The organism is Ruegeria sp. BHSC043, from assembly GCF_059612985.1.
This window is the reverse complement of sequence record NZ_JBXWRS010000001.1, coordinates 891,872-911,894: the sequence shown is the minus strand read 5'-3', so window position 1 is coordinate 911,894 and position 20,023 is coordinate 891,872. Positions and strand designations below refer to the sequence as shown.

General features: G+C 63.1%; 18 protein-coding genes. 7 read left to right on the top strand and 11 right to left on the bottom strand.

Annotated elements, in window-relative coordinates:
* Positions 1-45 precede the first annotated feature (45 nt).
* The 6 genes from AC2FMM_RS04480 to AC2FMM_RS04455 all read right to left on the bottom strand — a co-directional run bounded on the left by AC2FMM_RS04480 (position 46) and on the right by AC2FMM_RS04455 (position 5,859).
* Complete coding sequence (locus AC2FMM_RS04480; RefSeq protein WP_496795899.1) at positions 46-891, bottom strand: ABC transporter permease; 846 nt, start codon at positions 889-891, stop codon at positions 46-48.
* Positions 888-1,805 carry an ABC transporter permease gene (locus AC2FMM_RS04475; protein WP_496795898.1) on the bottom strand — a complete coding sequence of 306 codons (918 nt, stop codon included), beginning with the start codon at positions 1,803-1,805 and terminating at the stop codon, positions 888-890. The genes AC2FMM_RS04480 and AC2FMM_RS04475 overlap by 4 nt, the downstream gene beginning before the upstream one ends.
* The gene (locus AC2FMM_RS04470; RefSeq protein ID WP_496795897.1) at positions 1,802-2,233 is read right to left on the bottom strand and encodes a GNAT family N-acetyltransferase; all 432 of its coding nucleotides are present in this window, start codon (positions 2,231-2,233) and stop codon (positions 1,802-1,804) included. The genes AC2FMM_RS04475 and AC2FMM_RS04470 overlap by 4 nt, the downstream gene beginning before the upstream one ends.
* Positions 2,233-3,030, bottom strand: coding sequence for an ABC transporter ATP-binding protein (locus AC2FMM_RS04465; RefSeq protein ID WP_496795896.1), 798 nt, complete (start codon positions 3,028-3,030; stop codon positions 2,233-2,235). The genes AC2FMM_RS04470 and AC2FMM_RS04465 overlap by 1 nt, the downstream gene beginning before the upstream one ends.
* A gap of 51 nt (positions 3,031-3,081) precedes the next feature.
* Positions 3,082-4,536, bottom strand: a complete 1,455-nt coding sequence (gene hydA, locus AC2FMM_RS04460) for a dihydropyrimidinase (RefSeq protein WP_496679661.1) — start codon at positions 4,534-4,536, stop codon at positions 3,082-3,084.
* Between the two features lie 72 nt (positions 4,537-4,608).
* Positions 4,609-5,859 (bottom strand): Zn-dependent hydrolase, encoded by a 1,251-nt coding sequence (locus AC2FMM_RS04455; RefSeq protein WP_496795895.1) that lies wholly within the window; start codon positions 5,857-5,859, stop codon positions 4,609-4,611.
* A 171-nt stretch (positions 5,860-6,030) separates the two neighbouring features.
* On the opposite strand from AC2FMM_RS04455, the gene AC2FMM_RS04450 reads away from it, so the two are divergent.
* Positions 6,031-6,639 carry a TetR family transcriptional regulator C-terminal domain-containing protein gene (locus AC2FMM_RS04450; protein ID WP_496795894.1) on the top strand — a complete coding sequence of 203 codons (609 nt, stop codon included), beginning with the start codon at positions 6,031-6,033 and terminating at the stop codon, positions 6,637-6,639.
* A gap of 43 nt (positions 6,640-6,682) precedes the next feature.
* Here AC2FMM_RS04450 and preA read toward each other — a convergent pair whose 3' ends face one another.
* The 3 genes from preA to AC2FMM_RS04435 form a co-directional block, all read right to left on the bottom strand.
* Positions 6,683-7,987: an NAD-dependent dihydropyrimidine dehydrogenase subunit PreA gene (gene preA / locus AC2FMM_RS04445; RefSeq protein WP_496795893.1), complete on the bottom strand. Its 1,305-nt coding sequence runs from the start codon at positions 7,985-7,987 to the stop codon at positions 6,683-6,685.
* Positions 7,988-8,056: 69 nt separating this feature from the next.
* Complete coding sequence (locus AC2FMM_RS04440; protein ID WP_496795892.1) at positions 8,057-9,391, bottom strand: NAD(P)-dependent oxidoreductase; 1,335 nt, start codon at positions 9,389-9,391, stop codon at positions 8,057-8,059.
* Between the two features lie 160 nt (positions 9,392-9,551).
* On the bottom strand, positions 9,552-10,184 hold the full coding sequence (locus tag AC2FMM_RS04435) for a cupin domain-containing protein (protein ID WP_480634008.1): 633 nt from the start codon (positions 10,182-10,184) through the stop codon (positions 9,552-9,554).
* A gap of 151 nt (positions 10,185-10,335) precedes the next feature.
* Between AC2FMM_RS04435 and AC2FMM_RS04430 the strand changes: the two genes are divergently transcribed.
* From AC2FMM_RS04430 to AC2FMM_RS04420, 3 genes are all read left to right on the top strand, one after another.
* On the top strand, positions 10,336-11,331 hold the full coding sequence (locus AC2FMM_RS04430) for a GT-B fold glycosyltransferase domain-containing protein (RefSeq protein WP_496795891.1): 996 nt from the start codon (positions 10,336-10,338) through the stop codon (positions 11,329-11,331).
* Positions 11,332-11,403: 72 nt separating this feature from the next.
* Complete coding sequence (locus tag AC2FMM_RS04425; RefSeq protein ID WP_496795890.1) at positions 11,404-12,696, top strand: O-acetylhomoserine aminocarboxypropyltransferase/cysteine synthase family protein; 1,293 nt, start codon at positions 11,404-11,406, stop codon at positions 12,694-12,696.
* A gap of 6 nt (positions 12,697-12,702) precedes the next feature.
* The gene (locus AC2FMM_RS04420; RefSeq protein WP_496795889.1) at positions 12,703-13,413 is read left to right on the top strand and encodes a GNAT family N-acetyltransferase; all 711 of its coding nucleotides are present in this window, start codon (positions 12,703-12,705) and stop codon (positions 13,411-13,413) included.
* Positions 13,414-13,415: 2 nt separating this feature from the next.
* On the opposite strand, the gene AC2FMM_RS04415 is transcribed toward AC2FMM_RS04420, so the two are convergent.
* A complete protein-coding gene (locus AC2FMM_RS04415; RefSeq protein ID WP_496795036.1) occupies positions 13,416-14,111 on the bottom strand; it encodes an SIMPL domain-containing protein in 696 nt (231 codons plus the stop codon).
* Positions 14,112-14,275: 164 nt separating this feature from the next.
* Here AC2FMM_RS04415 and AC2FMM_RS04410 point away from each other — a divergent pair, with 164 nt between their 5' ends.
* The gene (locus AC2FMM_RS04410; protein ID WP_496795888.1) at positions 14,276-16,345 is read left to right on the top strand and encodes a hypothetical protein; all 2,070 of its coding nucleotides are present in this window, start codon (positions 14,276-14,278) and stop codon (positions 16,343-16,345) included.
* A gap of 54 nt (positions 16,346-16,399) precedes the next feature.
* Here AC2FMM_RS04410 and hppD read toward each other — a convergent pair whose 3' ends face one another.
* Positions 16,400-17,497: a 4-hydroxyphenylpyruvate dioxygenase gene (hppD, locus tag AC2FMM_RS04405; RefSeq protein ID WP_496795887.1), complete on the bottom strand. Its 1,098-nt coding sequence runs from the start codon at positions 17,495-17,497 to the stop codon at positions 16,400-16,402.
* A gap of 146 nt (positions 17,498-17,643) precedes the next feature.
* On the opposite strand from hppD, the gene AC2FMM_RS04400 reads away from it, so the two are divergent.
* Together AC2FMM_RS04400 and AC2FMM_RS04395 are read left to right on the top strand one after the other, a co-directional pair.
* Positions 17,644-18,099 (top strand): Lrp/AsnC family transcriptional regulator, encoded by a 456-nt coding sequence (locus AC2FMM_RS04400; RefSeq protein WP_496679641.1) that lies wholly within the window; start codon positions 17,644-17,646, stop codon positions 18,097-18,099.
* A 19-nt stretch (positions 18,100-18,118) separates the two neighbouring features.
* Positions 18,119-19,996 (top strand): monovalent cation:proton antiporter-2 (CPA2) family protein, encoded by a 1,878-nt coding sequence (locus tag AC2FMM_RS04395; RefSeq protein ID WP_496679638.1) that lies wholly within the window; start codon positions 18,119-18,121, stop codon positions 19,994-19,996.
* The last annotated feature ends 27 nt before the right edge of the window (positions 19,997-20,023 follow it).

Here is a 20,023-nt window from a genome sequence, read left to right as displayed (position 1 = left end):
GCTAGTGCTGCCCCGTTTTCGGGGTCTGTTGAATTGTTGTTCCGCTTAACTGCGTTGTGACGGGTGCCAGAAGGTCACCAATTTCTCGATCATGGCGACCAGACCGTAGAAGGCGGTCCCGGCCAGCGCCGCGACCACGATTTCCGCCCAGACCATGTCCAGCGACAATTGCCCGACACTGGTCGAGATCCGGAACCCCATGCCCAAAGTGGGCGAGCCGAAGAACTCTGCCACGATAGCGCCGATCAGGGCCAGCGTGGTGGAAATTTTCAACCCGTTGAAAATGAACGGCATGGCCGCGGGCAGGCGCAGCTTGAGAAAGCTTTGCCAATAGGTTGCGGCATAGGTCTCCATCAGGTCGCGCTGCATGGCGGTGGCCTCGCGCAGGCCGGCGACCGTGTTTACCAGCATCGGGAAAAAGACCATCACCACCACAACGGCCGCCTTCGAATGCCAGTCGAACCCGAACCACATCACGAGAATCGGCGCGGTGCCCACGATCGGCAGCGCGGCCACGAAATTGCCCACCGGCAGCAAGCCCAGGCGCAGGAAGTCCCACCGGTCCACGGCGATCGCCATCAGGAAGGCGGCGCCGCATCCGATGACATAGCCGCTGAGCGCGCCCTTGATGATGGTCTGCACGAAATCGGCCCACAAGATCGGCAGGCTGTCCCAGAACCGCTCCCAGATCACCGAAGGCGCGGGCAGGATGACCAGAGGCACCTCGAGCCCGCGCACCAGCAATTCCCACATCCCGATGACGGTCAGGCCGAAGATCAGCGGCGCAAGAATGCGCACCGCTCGCGTGTCGGCATAGGGTCCGCTGGCCAAGCGGGTGTTCAGCCACCAACCGGCGAGCCACAAAATGATTGCAAAACCGACCATCATCATTGCGCCATCCCCATGCGTTTCAACACCGCCCGCTCGATCAGTCCCAACAGGCCCACCAGACAGGCCGCCAGAATGGCTGCGGCAAACAGCGCCGACCAGATCTGCACCGTCTGGCCGTAATAGCTGCCGGCCAGCAGACGCGCGCCCAGCCCCGCCACGGCGCCGGTCGGCAGTTCGCCGACGATGGCCCCCACCAGCGACGCAGCGATCCCGATCTTGAGCGAGGCGAACAGATAGGGCATCGAGGCCGGCAGGCGCAGTTTCCAGAACGCCTGCCCGTTGCTTGCATTGTAGGTGCGCAGCAGGTCCAACTGCATCGCGTCAGGGCTGCGCAGGCCCTTCACCATGCCGACGACCACCGGGAAAAAGCTCAGATAGGCCGAGATCACCGCCTTGGGTATGATCCCCTGAATGCCGATCGAATACAGCACCACGATGATCATCGGCGCCAGCGCGATAATGGGGATGGTCTGGCTGACGATGGCCCAGGGCATGACCGACAGGTCCATCACCCGGCTGTGCACGATCCCCACTGCCAGCAGGATGCCCAGCCCCGTGCCGATGGCAAAGCCCAAGATCGTCGCGCTGAGCGTCACCCAGCCGTGATAGACCAATGACCGTTTCGAGGTGATCTTCTTCTGAACCGTGGTCTCCCACAGCTCGATCGCGACCTGATGCGGCGCGGGCAGACGCGGCCGATCCTGCGCCCAGGTCGCCGGAATGGCAAAGTTGTTGCGCAGCGCCAGGCCGATTTCCCCCATGTCGCGGCGGTCTTTGGCCGAGGGCGGAACCACTTCGGCCCCGGCCCGTTCCTGTTCGGTCAGAACGCCTTTGATGTTCATCGGAATGCAGGCCGCGTACCAGATGACGACGATGGCCAGCAGAACGGTCAGAACGGCGACAAGCTGCTTCATGCGTGCCACTCCATCCGCACCACGGGGACGGTCTCGGGCGGCGTTGCGGCCTCGGTCCCGGTCTCGACAAAACCCTCGCGGCGATAGAACCGTTGTGCTGCGGCATTCGGTTGATGGGCCGTCAGCCACAGAAAGCTGCGTCCCTGTTTTGCCCGGTCCAGCAGGCGCTTGCCGATGCCCTGCCCGGTCCGCAGGCAATACAGCGCCCCGACCTTCTGCGCCTCAGGATCGACCGACATGTAGCAATCGACGGGTTCACCGACGCCCCACATTTCACGGTCCGGGAAGGCCTGCGCGATCAGCGCCTCCAATTCCGGTTGGGGCAGTTCATCTGTCATCCACTCGGTCTGGCGGACCCAAGAGGAGACCACCGCTGCGCAGGCCGGCACATCCGCCTCGGTCGCGCGTCTGATGTCATCCCCGCCCATCACACATCGTCCCCGTGCCCGGCGCGCAGCCCTTCGCGCACGCGGTGCGCGACCTCGATGAATTCGGGCGTGTCGCGGATGTCCAGCGGCCGCTCCTTGGGCAGAGGGCTGTCAATCACATCGGTGATCCGCCCGGGGCGCGGGCTCATGACCACGATCTTGGTGCTCAGATACACCGCCTCGGGGATCGAGTGGGTGACGAAGCCGATCGTCTTGCCGGTGCGCGCCCACAGCGCCAAAAGCTGTTCGTTCAGGTGATCGCGCACGATCTCGTCCAGCGCGCCGAAAGGCTCGTCCATCAACAGGATATCGGCGTCGAAGGCCAGCGCCCGGGCGATGCTGGCCCGTTGCTGCATCCCACCCGACAGCTGCCAGGGGAACTTGCCACCAAACCCTGCAAGATCAACAAGTTCCAGAACGCTCTTTACACGTTCTTCCTGCTCCTGCTCCGAGTATCCCATGATCTCGAGCGGCAGTTTGATGTTCTTGGCAATGGTCCGCCACGGGTACAGGCCCGCCGCCTGGAACACATAGCCATAGGCGCGGTTCCGGCGGGCTTCGTCCGGGCTCATGCCGTTGACGGTCAGTGTGCCGCCCGTAGGCGTTTCCAGTGCAGCGACACAGCGCAGAAAGGTCGTCTTGCCGCAGCCCGAAGGGCCGATGAAACTGACGAATTCGCCCTTGTCGATGGCCAGGTTCACGTCCTTGAGGGCGTGCACGGGTCCGTCATTGGTTTGGAAGGTCAGGTCGAGGTTCTTTGCCTCGATCACGGGCCGGGTATTGCTTTCAGATGTCATCCTACTGCCTTGAAGTTTTGGCTTTTTTGCCCGGTCGGCAACCTTCGAGCATCACACCCCCGTCGCCGGGATGCCCGACCGCTCTATCGGGCGCGGGGCGGTCAGTTCTTTCCAGGTGCTCAGCGCCTTGTTCACGGTGGTGTTGGCCTCGCGCGCGACGAATTTGCCTTGGCCTTCCTGCGTTCGGATCTCGCCATCATGCACCGCCACCTGTCCACGGGTTAGGGTAAAGCGCGGCAAGCCCTTGACCTCGTGCCCCTCGAACACGTTGTAGTCGATCGCCGACTGCTGCGTCGCCGCGCTGATGGTCTTGGTCTTGTCCGGGTCCCACACCACCAGATCGGCATCTGCACCCACCAGTACGGCACCTTTTTTCGGATAGCAATTCAATATTTTGGCGATATTTGTTGAAGTCACGGCCACAAATTCGTTCGGCGTCAGCCGCCCGGTCGCCACGCCGTGGGTCCATAGCATCGGCATCCGATCCTCAAGGCCGCCCGTTCCGTTCGGGATCTTGGTGAAATCGCCCACGCCAAACCGCTTCTGCTCGGTTGTGAAGGCGCAGTGATCGGTAGCCACCACGCTCAGCGAGCCCGACTGCAACCCCGCCCACAGGCTGTCCTGGTGCTGTTTGTTGCGGAACGGCGGGCTCATCACCCGGCGCGCGGCGTGGTCCCAATCGGGATGTGCATATTCGCTGTCGTCCAGCGTCAGGTGCTGGATCAGCGGCTCGCCCCAGACGCGCTTGCCCTGCATCCGGGCACGGCGGATGGCCTCATGCGCCTCTTCGCACGAGGTGTGCACCACATAGAGCGGCACCCCGGCCATGTCGGCGATCATGATGGCGCGGTTGGTGGCCTCGCCCTCAACCTGCGGCGGGCGCGAATAGGCATGGGCCTCGGGGCCGGTATTGCCTTCGGCCAGCAGCTTGGCCTGCAACTCGGCCACCACGTCGCCGTTCTCGGCATGGACCATCGCGATCCCGCCCAGCTCGGCCAGCCGCTTGAACGAGGCGAACAGCTCGTCGTCATTGACCATCAGGGCGCCTTTGTAGGCCATGAAATGCTTGAACGTGTTGATGCCGCGCTGTTCGATGACGGTCTTCATGTCATCGAACACCTGCTCGCCCCACCATGTCACGGCCATGTGGAAGGAATAGTCGCAATTGGCGCGGGTCGATTTGTTGTCCCAACGTTTGAGCGCATCCAGCAGGCTTTCGCCCGGGTTCGGCAGTGCGAAATCCACCACCATGGTCGTGCCGCCGGCCAGCGCCGCGCGGGTGCCGCTTTCGAAATCATCGCTGGAATAGGTCCCCATGAACGGCATTTCCAGATGCGTGTGCGGGTCAATCCCGCCGGGCATGACGTAACAGCCGGTCGCGTCCAGTTGCTCGTCCCCCTTCAGATCCGGCCCGATCTCGGTGATCACGCCGCCTTCGATCTTGACGTCGGCCTTGTAAGTCAGGTCCGCGGTGACGACGGTTCCGTTCTTGATGACTGTGGTCATGTTCAACTCCCTGCGAGCGCGTCTGTTGCGCCTCTCTTGGTTTTCCTGCGGGTTGGGGGCGCGCGGCCCAGGCTACTCCACGATCTCGGCGGTTTCGACGACCGCGTGGAAAAGGACGTCGGACCCGGCGGTTGCCCATTCCTTGCTGATTTCCTCTGCCTCGTTGTGGCTTAGGCCATCCACGCAGGGGCACATCACCATCGCGGTCGGCGCCACGCGGTTGATCCAGCAGGCATCGTGCCCCGCGCCCGAAATGATGTTGGTGTGCGAATAGCCCAGCCGCTCAGCCGCGTTGCGTACGGCGGCGACGCAGGTCTCGTCGAATTTCACCGGGTCAAACCCGCCGACCTTCTCGAACTCGACCTGCAGACCCATCTCATCCACGATGTCCTCGGCGGCGACACGCAGACGGTTCTCCATATCCTTGATGACGTCCAACTCGGGAGAGCGGAAATCGACCGTGAACACCACCTTGCCCGGGATCACGTTACGCGAGTTCGGATAGACGTCGATATGCCCGGCAGCCCCCACGGCATGAGGCGCATGCGACCATGCGATCTCGTCCACCTTTTCGAGAATGCGCGCCATCGCCAGCCCGGCATTCTTGCGCATCGGCATCGGGGTTGATCCGGTATGCGCGTCCTTGCCGGTCACGGTCACCTGGGTCCAGCTGAGGCCCTGCCCATGGGTGACGACGCCGATATCCTTGCCTTCTGCCTCGAGGATCGGGCCCTGTTCGATATGCAGTTCAAAGAAGGCATGCATCTTACGGGCCCCGACCTCTTCGTCGCCGCGCCAGCCGATGCGCTGCAACTCGTCGCCGAACTTCTTGCCTTCGGCATCCTCGCGGTCATAGGCCCAATCCTGCGTGTGCATCCCCGCGAACACGCCCGACGCCAGCATGGCGGGGGCGAACCGGGTGCCCTCTTCGTTGGTCCAGTTGGTGGCCACGATCGGGTGTTTCGTCTTGATGCCCAGATCGTTCAGGGTTCGGATGATCTCGAGCGCACCCAGAACCCCCAGCACCCCGTCATACTTGCCGCCCGTCGGCTGCGTATCCAGGTGCGAGCCTACATAGACCGGCAGCGCATCGGGGTCCGTGCCGGGGCGCATGGCGAACATGTTGCCCATCTGGTCGAGGCCCATGGTACACCCGGCTTCTTCGCACCATTTCTGGAACAGCGCGCGGCCTTCGGCATCTTCGTCGGTCAGGGTCTGGCGGTTGTTGCCGCCGGCAACGCCCGGACCGATCTTGGCCATCTCCATCAGGCTGTCCCACAACCTGTCGCCATTAATCCTGAGATTCTGCGCCGGAGCTGCCATGTTCGTCTTCCCTGTTGCTTGCGATTTAGCTCGCTTTTGGTGTCTTGATTTGACCATCTGGTCAAACTCACGCTATCACGGGTTCAACATCAGTCAAGAAATTGCATCGCGCCGATGCAAAAATCGGCATATTCAACACCTGCTTGTTCGAAAAAGAGACGCCCTGAATACATGCCCAAAGACCGCGCCCCGACCCGAATTCAGAAAAAGAACCGCGCCGCGATTCTAGAGGCTGCGCTGAACGTGTTTTCGGCCCATGGCTTTCGCGGGGCGACCGTCGATCAGATCGCGGCCGAGGCCGGGCTGAGCAAGCCAAATCTTTTGTATTATTTCCCGTCAAAAGAGGCGATCCACACCGCGCTTCTGTCCGGCCTTCTGGACACCTGGCTGGCGCCGCTGCACGACCTTGATGAACACGGCGAGCCGATGGAGGAGATCCTCTCGTACATCAAGCGCAAGCTGCAGATGAGCCGCGAGTTGCCGCGCGAAAGCCGCCTGTTCGCGAACGAGCTGGTGCAGGGCGCGCCTCGCATCCATGACGCCCTGTCGAACGATCTGAAGGCGCTGGTCGATCAGAAGGCGGCCGTTCTGATGCATTGGATGGATCAGGGCAAAATCGCTCGCCTGCACCCGCATCACCTGATCTTTTCGATCTGGGCGTTGACCCAGCATTATGCGGATTTCGATGTTCAGGTACGGGCGATCCTGGGCGACGAAGACCCGTTCGAAGGGGCTGCGCCCTTCATCGACACCCTGTACCGAAAACTGCTGACCCCATGAAAAAAGGGCCGCAGCGCGGCCCCTTTTGGTGATCTGACGCCGATCACTCGGCGGCTTTGGCCATCGGGTTGTTCGGGTGGGTTGTCCAGTTGGCATAGTCCGGCTGAACCACCTTTCCGGTGCGCGGATCGACCTCGCCCGCCGCCATCGGCACCATCGAAATGCAGCCCTCGACCGGGCAGACATCCACGCACAGGTTGCAGGCAACGCATTCCTCGTCGATCACCTCGAACACTCGGTCGGGCGACATGGAGATAGCCTGATGGCTGGTGTCCTCGCAGGCCGCGTAGCAGCGGCCGCACTTGATGCACTGATCCTGATCGATCTTGGCCTTGGCAAGGTAGTTCAGGTTCAGATATTGCCAGTCGGTCACATTCGGGACGGCGCGCCCGACGATCTCCGATACGTTGGAGTATCCCTTTTCGTCCATCCACTGTGACAGTCCCGCCGTCAGTTCATCGATGATCTTGAACCCATAGGTCATCGCCGCCGTGCATACCTGGACCGTGCCGCAGCCCAACGCCATGAACTCGGCCGCGTCGCGCCATGTGGTCACCCCGCCGATGCCCGAGATCGGCAGGCCATGGGTCGCCTCGGCGCGGGCGATCTCGGAGACCATCGACAGGGCGATGGGCTTGACCGCAGGGCCGCAATAGCCGCCATGACTGCCCTTGCCGTCGATCGAGGGCTCGGGGCTGAACGTGTCCAGATTGACACTGGTGATCGAGTTTATCGTGTTGATCAGCGACACCGCATCGGCCCCGCCATTCTTGGCCGCAGCCGCCGGCTTGCGAATGTCGGTGATGTTGGGCGTCAGCTTCACGATCACCGGGCGGTCATAGTATTTCTTGCACCAGCGGGTGACCATTTCGATGTATTCGGGCACTTGCCCCACGGCCGAGCCCATACCGCGCTCGCTCATCCCGTGCGGGCAGCCGAAGTTCAGTTCGATCCCGTCGGCGCCGGTTTCAGCGACGCGCGGCAGGATGGCTTTCCAGGCCTCCTCCTCGCACGGCACCATGATCGAGGCGATCAGTGCGCGATCCGGGTAATCCGCCTTGACGCGGGCCATCTCCTCGAGGTTCACCTCGAGCGGCCGGTCGGTGATCAGTTCGATGTTGTTGAGGCCCAGCAGACGCCGGTCGGCCCCGTAGATCGCCCCGTACCGGGGGCCGTTCACGTTGACCACCGGCGGGCCTTCCGCGCCCAGCGTTTTCCACACGACGCCACCCCATCCGGCCTCGAAGGCACGGCGGACGTTGTATTCCTTGTCGGTCGGCGGCGCCGAGGCCAGCCAATAGGGGTTGGGGCTTTCGATGCCCAGAAAGTTCGTTTTCAAATCAGCCATTTATCCGGCCTCCCTGATGCGAAGATGCATCTTCGTCTTGTCACACAAATTCACGCGCCGACGCCTCGCTCAGGCACTCAGGCTGGCGTGAATGTCCATCGCGGCATCGCGGCCCTCGGCCACGGCGGTCACGGTCAGATCCTCGCCACCCGCAGCACAGTCTCCGCCGGCCCAGACCCCCGGAACCGAGGTGCGTCCAGCCGCATCGACAGCGATCTTGTTGCCGTCGAGCACCAGCCCCTCGGGCGCGCCGTTCAGCGTCTGGCCGATGGCCTTCAACACCTGATCGGCGGCCAGACGGATGGTATCGCCCGTGCCGGTCAGCTTGCCGTCCACGGTGGCAGTATACTCCAATTCGATCTCGGCCGCTGCCCCGTTGCCATGGATGGCGACGGGCTGGACATTGCATAGGATGCGCACCCCCTTCGAGGCCGCCAGATCCTGTTCGTATTTACTGGCGCTCATTGCCGCGCGCCCGCGCCGATAGGCGATGGTCACGTTCTCGGCGCCCAGCAGTTTGCACTTGACCGCGGCATCGACCGCCGTCATCCCGCCGCCGATCACCACTACGTTCCGACCCACCGGAACCTGAGCCAAATCAGCGGCCTGGCGGACCTCGGCGATGAAATCGACCGCGTCGCGCACGCCCGGCAGGTCTTCGCCCTGGGCCCGCAGCGCGTTCACACCGGCCAGACCGATCGACAGGAACACCGCGTCATAGTCGTTGCGCAGGCTGTCCAGAGTGACCGTCTGGCCCAGCGCCTCGCCGGTTCGGATGCTGATGCCGCCGATCTTCAGCAGCCAGTCCACCTCGGCCTGGGCAAAGTCATTGGTCGCCTTGTAGGCCGCAATCCCGTATTCGTTCAGCCCGCCCGGCTTGGGCTTTGCCTCAAAGATCACGACGTCATGGCCCAGCATCGCCAGCCGATGCGCACAGGCCAGCCCCGCGGGCCCTGCCCCGATCACGGCAACGGTCTTGCCGGTGGGGGCCGCACGTTTGAACGGATGCACACCGGCCTGCATCAGCGTATCGGTCGCATACCGCTGCAAGCGCCCGATCTCGACCGGCTTGCCCTCGGCCGTTTCGCGCACGCAGGCTTCCTCGCACAGCGTTTCGGTCGGGCACACACGGGCGCACATGCCGCCCAGGATGTTCTGATCGAAGATCGTCTTTGCCGCTGATTCCGGTTGCCCGGCCTGAATCTGCCGGATGAACAGCGGAATATCGATATCGGTTGGACAGGCCGTCACGCACGGCGCGTCATAGCAGAAATAACACCGATCGGCGGCCACGGCAGCCTCGTGCGGCGCCAGAGGCGGATGCAGATCGGTGAAATTCGAGGTCAGCTCATCGCTGGAAAGCCGCCCGGCGACGATGCCGGGTGCCATCTGGCCCTGTGCCATCACTCTACTCCCTGTAGATATGTTTGTTATTGAGACCAGCTTGCCACAAACAAATTTTTTATCAATTGGTAAAATTTGCCAAATGGTCAAAAAAGCGAAAACCGGGCCGAATGACCCGGTTCTTTGGTGGCATTTGCCCGTTTTTCAGGCGAAACCGGCCTCAGACCATGACGGACAGGTGCCCTGACTTCATCCAGACGCGGGCGCCATCCGGACCTGCCCGCAATTCAGTGCGCGTTCCGGGCGGCAGACGCAGCCAGTCCCATCGCGCGAATTCCTCGCCTTGTTCGGTGAAGCCGCCGTCGATCACGAAGACCTCAGCCCCGCCGGGCGCGTCAATCGGCACGACCTGATCGGGCGGCCAACTGCGCACTTCAACCGTTTCGTGGTCGTCCTTGAACAGCGGCACTTGGTCCGCACCGTTGATCGAGCGGCGCACGGTGGTGCGGTCGTTTGGGTCGAATTGATGCAGTTTGACCAGGATCGTCGCGCCTTGGCTGGCCGATGGCGTATGCGACGAGGTCGGCGGGTTGCGGACATAGCTGCCCACCGGGAAATCTCCGGTCTCGTCCTGAAAAACGCCGTCCAGAACCAGGTATTCCTCGCCCCCGTCATGGGTGTGGGCGGCAAAAGCGCTGCCGGGCGCAAAGCGCACGATGGTGGTGGCGCGCGCCACCTCGTCGCCGATCCGGTCCAGCATCTTGCGCTCGACCCCGGCGGCGGGCGAGGCCACCCACTCGGTCTGGTCGAAGTGAACCGCCACCCGCTGGGTGAAATCCGCATTGATCCGCATGTCGCGCTCCTGTCTGATCTCCTCCATCAACATGGGCGTGCCGGGCCCGATTTCAAACACGCGGCGTCAACGGTTTTGACGCAGGTTCAGCGATGCTGTAGGTCGAAACCAACGGCAAGGGGCGGGCAAGCGCCCTGAACGGAAGGCGCAGATGCAGGCAGACCGGCAGAAATTCAACATCCTGATCATCGGGCAGAACAACCGCCTGCAATACGAAGCCGTCCTGTTCGCCGCCTCACTGCGCCACTCCGCGCCCGGATATTCGGGCCGCCTGTTCGTAGGCGTTCCGCAACCCGGCCCGCGCTGGAGCCAGGACCCAAGCATCCGCAACGAGGATGTTCTGAAGGCGCTGAAACAGCTCGATGCCGAGATCCTGCCCTTTTCGTCCGAGGTGTTCGGCGAAAGCTATCCCTACGGCAACAAGATCGAGGCGCTGGCCGCCCTGCCCGAGGGTGAGCCGTTCGTGTTCTTCGACACCGACACGCTGATTACAGGCGACCTGGCCGCCGTGCCGTTCGATTTCGACCGGCCCGGTGCGTCGCAGAAGGTCGAGGGCACCTGGCCCAAGCCGACCCTGTACGGGCCGGGGTTCGATGGCATCTGGCGGGCGCTCTATGACCGGTTCGGGCTGGATTTCCAAAGCTCGATCGACCCTACCCAACCGGCGGAATACTGGCGGCGGTATCTGTATTTCAATGCGGGCTATTTCTTCTACAAATGCCCCCGGCAATTCGGCACGCGGTTTCTGGACTATGCGCGCACCATCCGGGATGAAGAGATCCCCGCCCTGACCGGCCAGAACCTGGACCCGTGGCTGGACCAGGCGGCTCTGCCGCTGGTCATCCACGCGCTTGGCGGCGGGCGCGATGTACTGCCCGCGGGCCTGCTGGATGGCTCGGTCAGCTGCCACTATCGCCTGTTCCCGCTGCTTTACGCACGCGAAAGCGACCGGGTGGTCGAGGTGCTGGAAACTGTTGCCGCGCCCAATAAGGTCAAGAAGGTGCTCAAGAACTACGATCCGCTGAAACGGCTGGTGTATCAGGGCAAGGGCGCCAAGATCCGCGCCATGTTCGACCGGGACAACCTGCCCCAGCGCGAGCAGGCCATCCGCAAGATCATCAAGAACAAGGGGCTGTGGCTGCGCTGACGCAGACATTGTGCCGGGCCCGGCAATCGCCTAGAGATTCTGCAACGCATATACCCAACAGGAGAGTGACGTATGTCCGACGGCCCCACCTATGGTTTTGATACGCTGCAAATTCACGCGGGCGCCCGCCCCGATCCGGCGACTGGCGCGCGCCAGACCCCGATCTATCAGACCACGGCCTATGTGTTCCGCGATGCCGATCACGCGGCCGCTTTGTTCAACCTGCAAGAGGTCGGCTATATCTACTCGCGCCTGACCAACCCCACGGTGGCAGTTCTGCAAGAGCGGGTGGCGACGCTGGAAGGTGGCGTTGGCGCAGTGTGCTGTTCTTCGGGTCACGCGGCGCAGATCATGGCTCTGTTCCCGCTGATGGGGCCGGGTTGCAACGTGGTCGCCTCGACCCGGCTGTATGGTGGAACGGTCACGCAGTTCAGCCAGACCATCAAGCGCTTTGGCTGGTCGGCCAAGTTCGTTGATACCGATGATCTGGATGCTGTGAAGGCCGCCATCGATGACAACACCCGCGCGGTGTTCTGCGAATCCATCGCAAACCCGGGCGGCTATGTCACCGACATCCGTGCGCTGGCCGATGTGGCCGACGCCGCCGGCATTCCGCTGATCGTCGACAACACCTCGGCCACGCCCTATCTGTGCCGCCCGATCGAGCATGGCGCCACGCTGGTCGTGCATTCGACCACCAAGTACCTGACCGGCAATGGCACGGTCACCGGCGGCTGCATCGTGGATTCGGGCAAGTTCGACTGGTCGGCCAGCGACAAGTTTCCCTCGCTCAGCGCGCCGGAGCCCGCCTATCACGGCCTCAAATTCCACGAAACTTTCGGCCCACTGGCCTTCACCTTCCACGGTATAGCCGTGGGCCTGCGCGACCTAGGCATGACGATGAACCCGCAGGCTGCGCATTACACGCTGATGGGGATCGAGACGCTGAGCCTGCGCATGCAGCGCCATGTCGAAAACGCCGAAAAGATCGCCGCGTGGCTCGAGAAAGACGACCGCGTGGACTATGTGACCTATGCGGGCCTGCCCTCGTCGCCCTATTACGAGCGAGTCAAGAAATATTACCCCAAGGGCGCCGGGGCCCTGTTCACCTTTGCGGTCAAGGGCGGTTATGACGCGTGCGTCAAGCTGGTGAACGCGCTCGAGATCTTCAGCCACGTCGCCAACTTGGGCGATGCGCGGTCGCTGATCATCCATTCGGCCTCGACCACGCACCGGCAGTTGACCCCCGAACAGCAAGAGGCCGCCGGTGCCGGGCCGAACGTGGTGCGGGTGTCGATCGGGATCGAGGATGCCGATGACCTGATCGCCGATCTCGATCAGGCACTATCCAAGGCTTGCGCCTAGTCCGAAATGCCGGGGCACCGGATCAACGCATTGGGCCAGCCCGTGGGCCTGCCGGTTGCGGGGGAGTTCCCCCGCCCGGCCCCACCGAGCGCGCCCATGCAGGGGCGGTTTTGCCGCGTGGTGCCCTTTGATGCGAATGCGCATGCGCCCGGCCTGTTCCGGGCGTTTGCCGCCGATACCGACGGGCGCAACTGGACCTACCTGCCCTACGGCCCGTTCGACTCGCAAGCGGGGTTCGCCGCCTGGCTGGCGCAGACCTGCACGGGGGACGATCCGCTGTTCCACACGGTTCTGGACCAAGGCGGACAGCCCGTCGGGATGGCATCCTACCTGCGTATCGACCGCAATGCCGGCGCAATCGAGGTGGGGCACATCCATTTCTCGCCGCTGATGCAGCGCACGCCGGTCGCAACCGAAACGATGTTTCTGATGATGCGCCGCGTCTTCGATGAACTGGGCTATCGCAGGTACGAATGGAAATGCGATGCGCTGAATGCCCCGTCGCGCCGGGCCGCCGAACGGCTGGGTTTTGTCTTCGAAGGCGAATTTCGGCAGGCCACCCATTACAAGGGGCGCAACCGCGACACGGCGTGGTTTTCGATCATCGATACGGACTGGCCACGCATCCGGCAGGCGTTCGAAACCTGGTTGTCACCTGAGAATTTCGATGCCTCGGGCCAACAGCGGAAACCACTGATGGCCCGCAGCGAAAGCTGACGTCAGTCGGAAATGTCGAACTCCATCGACACGGTGACCGAAACCGAAACCTCGCCACCGGCGACCGGGACCCCGCCCGAATCGGCCATGGCCATCTCGCGCATCTGCATCACCGGCCGCAGGCCGCCGCTCTGCTCGTCGATCGAGTGAACCGGCCCCAGGGTAACGCCGCCGGCCTGCGCCAGTTGCCGGGCTTTCTCGATGGCGTCAGCCACGGCCTTGGCCCGCGCTTCGGCCTCCAGCGGCTCGGGCTCCTGCAGGCCAAAGCTCAGGCCGCCGAAATCATTTGCACCATCTTCCATGACCCCATCCAGAATCGCGCCCAACGCGCCCAAGTCGCGCACCCGCACAACCACCCGGTTCGAGGCCACGAAGCCGGTGATCCGTGGGGTGCCGTCGCCCGAATAGCCCCGCCCGCTCCAGACCGGCGAAACCGACAGGTCGCGCGTCTGCACGTCACGCGGCGCGATGCCCATGTCGTCCAGCCGGGCCAGAACCTTCGTGACGGCGGCGGAGGTCGCGCGCATTGCGGCCGAGGCCGCCCTGTCTTCGTTCGTGACCCCCAGCATGATGGTGGCCATGTCGGGCGCGGCCTCGGCCGTTCCGGTCGCGGACACACGGATGCGACGTTCTTCCGCATGGGCGGCGCCGGCCGCGGTCGCCGCCAGCATTGCCGCCAAAAAAGCAAATGTCTTCAAGGTGATCCCTCCGGTTTCCTGTCTCGGACAATGGGCCGGCAGACCCTTGCCGAGCAAGGGGAGAATCCGGCTTTGCCTTTCCCTCGGCGGGTTCCTGCTTTAACCTCGTTGGGCGAACGCATGGGCGTTTGCTTTGGTTCTGGCAATTACGGCATCTTCGGATCATGATACCCGCCTTCGCGTTGTCCCTTTCGGAAAACGGCATCACGCTTCTGCACCAGTCCGATGGCGAATGGTTCGAGATCGGATCCGTTACGCTGGACGATCCGGATTTTTCCGAGAACCTGACCGAACTGCGCAAACAGGCCTTTGCGCTGGCCAACGACCTAAGCTGCATCGTCGTGATCCCGGCCGAGCATGTCCGCTATCTTGGGATTCCAGCCGATGACGCCGGTTTGGGCGATCCGACCGCGCGGATCGAGGCCGAACTGGCCGCGGCGACGCCCTATGCGGCGAACGAGCTGCTCCATGATTCTCAGCGTCGGGACGGTGTTCTGCAAGTGGCCGCAATCGCCCGCGAAACTCTGGACGAGGCGCGAAGATTTACCGTTCAATACGGGTTCGTGCCCCTGTGTTTTGCGGCCCCTCCGCAGGGTGAGTCCTGGCCCGGATCCTTCGAGTTTCGTTTCGACGGAGCACCTGGCAATACGACGGCGGCAACCGCGCCGATTGCAACCGACCTGCCCGCGCGCCCAGAGGGCACTGAACCGACCGAGCCGGCACCGGCACCCTCGCCCGAAGTGACCGCCGCAGAGCCCTCGGTCGCAGTCCACCCCGTTGCTGAACCGCACGGCGCGGCGACGTTTCGCCCGCAGAACACCTTGGACGGACACTCGGCACGCACCTTGTGGAACGACCGTCGCCTGCGCCGTGCGGTGCCGGTGGCCGTCGTTGCAGTACTGGCCGGTGTGGCATTTGGCATTCTGAACCGCTCGGATGACACCCCTGCCCCGAGCCCTGCCCCCCCCGCGCCTGTGGTTGCCGAGGCCCCCGTACTGGACCAACCCGAAGATCAGGTTCCTCGGACCACTGCGCCCGTGACCACGCCTGAGGAGCCGGCTCCGCCTTCCCTCGAGCAGGCGGCGACCACGGGACCCGAACGCGCGCCCGTTGAATTGCCGCCTGTTCCTTCCGAAACCGACCCCGAGGCCCTGGCCGATCTGGTCTCGGCGCCGGTTGAAACCCCGGACGCACCCACACCCGGGCCGGACCCGATCGACGCCGCCGTTCTGGATGCGCTGACGGTCGCGCCATCGCCGGTCGAACAGGTCCAGCGCGACCCCGAAAGTCAGGAGGTGTTCCAAGAGGTCACCGGCCTGACCATCGTTGCGCCAGAGGCCCCGCCGACACCGCCACTGGAGGACCCGGACGAACTCTATCTTGCATCCATCGACTCGACCGACCTGTCACAGGATGCGATTGCACTGCCCGATGTCCTGAGTTTTGCATCCGACGCACCGGTCGATCAGGTCAGCGCTCCCGCGGCGCCGGGCACGCGGTTCGCGCTGGACGCGCGCGGGTTGGTGACGCCGACCCCCGAGGGGACGCTGAACCAGGACGGCGTCATGGTGTATCTGGGACGGCCAGCGCGGGTGCCGCCGGCGGTGCCCGTTCGATTCGAAACCGACCCGACGGTCACCCAGGCCGACGAACGGCTGGCCGGCCTTCGCCCCAAGACGCGCCCGGCCGATCTGATCGACAGGTTCGAGCGTGAACAGCTTGGGGGGCGGTCATTGACCGAACTGGCCGGCATACGCCCGAAAGCCCGCCCCAAGTCCGTCCAAGACAGGGCGCAGACAGATCAAACCCCCACCGCACAGGCGGTGGTCCGGGTCCCGCGCCCACGGGTGCGCCCATCGACGGTTGCCGCACTGGCCGCCCAACGGCAAAAGACCGGCGGCGCCACGCTGGGCTCGGTCGCTGCGGTGGAGGAATCGGATGACGACGCGGGGTCGTTCCAGCCAAAATCCGTGGCGCCAAAGATCCCCAGCACCGCATCGGTTGCCCGGCAGGCGACGATGGACAACGCGATCAACCTCAGACGACTGAACCTGATCGGGGTCTATGGCACCCCGGCCAACCGCCGCGCCCTGGTCCGGCTGCCCAGCGGCCGGTACAAGAAGCTGAAGATCGGCGACCGGATCGACGGCGGCAAGGTCGTTGCGATCGGTGACAGCGAGCTTCGTTATCAGAAGCAGGGGCGCAACCTGACCCTGACAATGCCCAAGGGATGAGACACCGAGAAGTCCGGAACCCTCAGCGGGTTCCGAAAGGCCTATCGCCGAAAATCAGGCGGCGTCGATTTCACCGGACTCGATCTGTTCGCGCTCGATCGATTCGAACAGTGCCTTGAAGTTGCCCTCGCCGAAGCCATCGTCGCCCTTGCGCTGGATGAACTCGAAGAAGATCGGCCCGATCACGGTTTTCGAGAAGATCTGCAACAGGATCTTGGTCTCGCCACCATCAACGACCCCTTCTCCGTCGATCAGGATGCCGTGCTTCTTCATCCGGTCCACCGGCTCGTCATGGCCCTTCACGCGGTCGAAGGACATCTGGTAGTAGGCATCGTTGGGGCCGGGCATGAACTTCAGCCCCCGCTTGGCGATCGCATCGGTCGAGTCATAGATGTTCTCGGTGCCGACGGCGATGTGCTGGATGCCCTCGCCTTTGTATTTCTTCAGGTAGGACACGATCTGGCCGGTCTCGCCGCGGTCCTCGTTGATCGGGATGCGGATTCGGCCACAGGGCGAGGTCAGCGCGCGGCTGTAGAGGCCGGTATACTTGCCCTGGATGTCGAAGAAGCGGATTTCCTTGAAGTTGAACAGGTCGCCGTAGAACTTGAACCACTTGTCCATGTTGCCCTTGTAGACATTGTGGGTCAGGTGATCGAGGTAATAGAAGCCCACGCCGCGCGGCTTGGACTGCTTCAGCCACTCGAATTCCTCGTTGTAGGGCGAGGTCTCGTAATATTGGTCGATAAAATAGATCAGCGATCCACCGATGCCCTTGATCGCGGGCACGTCCATGGTCTTGTCGGCGCCATCATAGGGTTCGGCCCCTTTTGACACCGCGTGTTCATAGGCCTTTTGTGCATCGACCACGCGCCACCCCATCGACGGGGCGCAGGGCCCGTGCTCGGCCACGAATTTCGCGGCAAAACTGTCTGGATCGGCGTTCAAGATATAGGTGATGTCGCCCTGCTGCCACAGCTCGATTGCAGGCTTATCCTTGTGGCGGGCAACCATTTCAAAACCCATTTTCGCGAAAAGATCGCGCAACTCCTGCGGCTCGGGATGGGCGAATTCGACGAACTCAAATCCGTCGGTCCCGGCGGGGTTTTCTGCGCTGACGACGGATTTCGGGGCATTGTGGGGAAAAGGACCCATGGCGTGTCTCCTCGACGAAAGGAATTTCTTTGCTGATTCAAGAATACGCATTTTTTCACACTGTTTTTGCGCATATTTTTCATGTAAACTTCTAATTGATGCGTGAAATTCGCGCGAAAATAATAAAGATTGAAAAAAACTCGCACATGCTGGATGCAATCGACACACGCCTGCTGGCGGCCCTGCAAAAGGATGCCCATCTGACGGCCCATCAGTTGGGCGAGTTGCTGAACCTGTCGCCCAGCCAGGCGGGCCGCCGTCGTCAGCGGCTTGAGGCCGAGGGGTATATCACCGGCTACGCGGCCAAGCTGGACCCGCTGAAGCTGGGTCTGCACGTGCAGGGGTTCATCCAGGTGCATCTGGGCACCCACGGCCCCGAGCAATCGGCCAGCTTTGCCCGCATGGTCAATTCCCGCCCCGAGATCACCAGCGCCTGGACGATGACCGGCGAGGCGGATTACCTGCTGCACGTCTATTGTGCGGATCTTTCCGCGCTCAACGCCTTGCTGCACGAGGTGATCCTGCCGCATCCTGCCGTGGCCCGCGTGCAAAGCCAAATCGTGATGGATCAGCTCAAGCGCGACGCCCCGCTACCCACTTGACGGCCCCGAAAGGAACGAGATGAACGAATTTCTGTACCAGGCCTCGATCTATCTGGCGGCGGCGGTGATCGCCGTGCCCCTGTCGGCGCGGTTGGGGCTGGGGTCGGTTCTGGGCTACCTCGCCGCCGGCCTTGCCATCGGGCCGATTCTGGGCTTGGTGGGGGCGGAAACCAAAGACCTGCAGCATGTGGCCGAATTCGGCGTGGTCATGATGCTATTCCTGATCGGGCTTGAACTGGAACCGCGCGCGCTGTGGGACATGCGGCACAAGCTGCTGGGGCTGGGCGGGTTGCAGATTTCAATCTCGACCGCGGCCATCGCGGCCGTGACCTATTATACCGGGCAACCGTGGACGGTCGCCCTGGCGGTTGGGCTGACCCTGTCGCTGTCTTCGACGGCGATTGTGCTTCAGACTTTGTCCGAAAAGGGGTTGATGCGCACCAATGGTGGCCGGGCGACGTTCTCGGTTCTATTGACGCAGGACATCGCGGTGATCCCGATCCTGGCGTTTCTACCGCTGCTGGCCATGCCGGCCAGCATCTTCATCGAGGATGATGGCTCGATCACGCGCGGTGGCGACGGGCACGGCGACGCGAACCATGCGCTGTCGCTGGTCGACGGCCTGCCCGGCTGGGCGGTGACGCTGGTGACATTGGGCGCGATCGCGGTCGTGATCCTGGTCGGCGTCTACCTGACCCGCCCCCTGTTCCGGTTCATCCACGCGACCCGCTTGCGCGAGATGTATACGGCGCTGGCCCTGATGATCGTGGTCGGGATCTCGTTCCTGATGACGCTGGTGGGCCTGTCGCCGGCGCTGGGGGCCTTTCTGGCGGGCGTCGTCCTGGCCAGTTCCGAGTTCCGGCACGAAATGGAAAGCGATCTGGAGCCGTTCAAGGGGTTGCTGCTGGGTCTTTTCTTCATCACCGTCGGGGCTGGCATTGACGTAGGGTATTTCTTCAACGATCCCTTCGACCTGATCGGGCTGGCGCTGCTGGTGATCCTGATCAAGGGCATCATCCTCTACATCGTCGGGCGCGCCTTCAATCTGCGTGGGCGCGATCATTGGCTTTTCACATTGGGCCTGGCACAGGCGGGCGAATTCGGCTTCGTGCTATTGGCTTTTTCGACCAAGCAGAGCGTGATCCCGCCTGCCCTTGGACAAAAGCTGTTGATGATCATCGCGCTGACGATGCTGATCACGCCGCTGTTGTTCATCCTGTATGATGTCCTGTCGCGCCGCATCCGCGACCGGGCCCCTCAGGTCGAACCCGAGGACATCGACGAACAGGGGCCCGTCATCATCGCCGGGATCGGCCGGTTCGGCCAGATCGTCAATCGCCTGGTCCGCGCCAGCGGGTTCAAGACGGTGGTTCTGGACCACAACATCGAGACCATCCAGTTGATGCGGCGCTTTGGCGTCAAGGGGTTTCTGGGCGACCCGACGCGGCCCGAACTGCTGCGGGCGGCGGGGCTGGAAAAGGCCTCAGTCCTGGTGGCCGCGATGGACAACCCCAAAGAAGTGACCCGGCTGGTTGCCTATGCCCGGCGGCAGCGCCCCGATCTGCACATCGTCGCGCGCGCTCATGACCGCACCCATGTGTACGAACTCTACCAGGCCGGCGCCGATGATATCGTCCGCGAGCTGTTCGACAGTTCGCTTCGGGCGGGCCGCTATGTGCTGGAAAATATCGGGCTGAGCGAATACGAAGCCGCGCAGGCCCAACAGACATTCTATCACCACGACCGGCAGGCAATCCGCGAATTGGCCGAGCTGTGGGTTCCCGGCCAGCCGACGGCCGAGAACAAGAAATACATCGAAAAGGCGCGCGAATTGGAGAAGGACCTGGAAACCGCGCTGCTGGAACTGGCCGAGAAGAAGGAAAAGAAATCCGCCTGATCCGGCGCGGGGCCGGATCAGATGGGC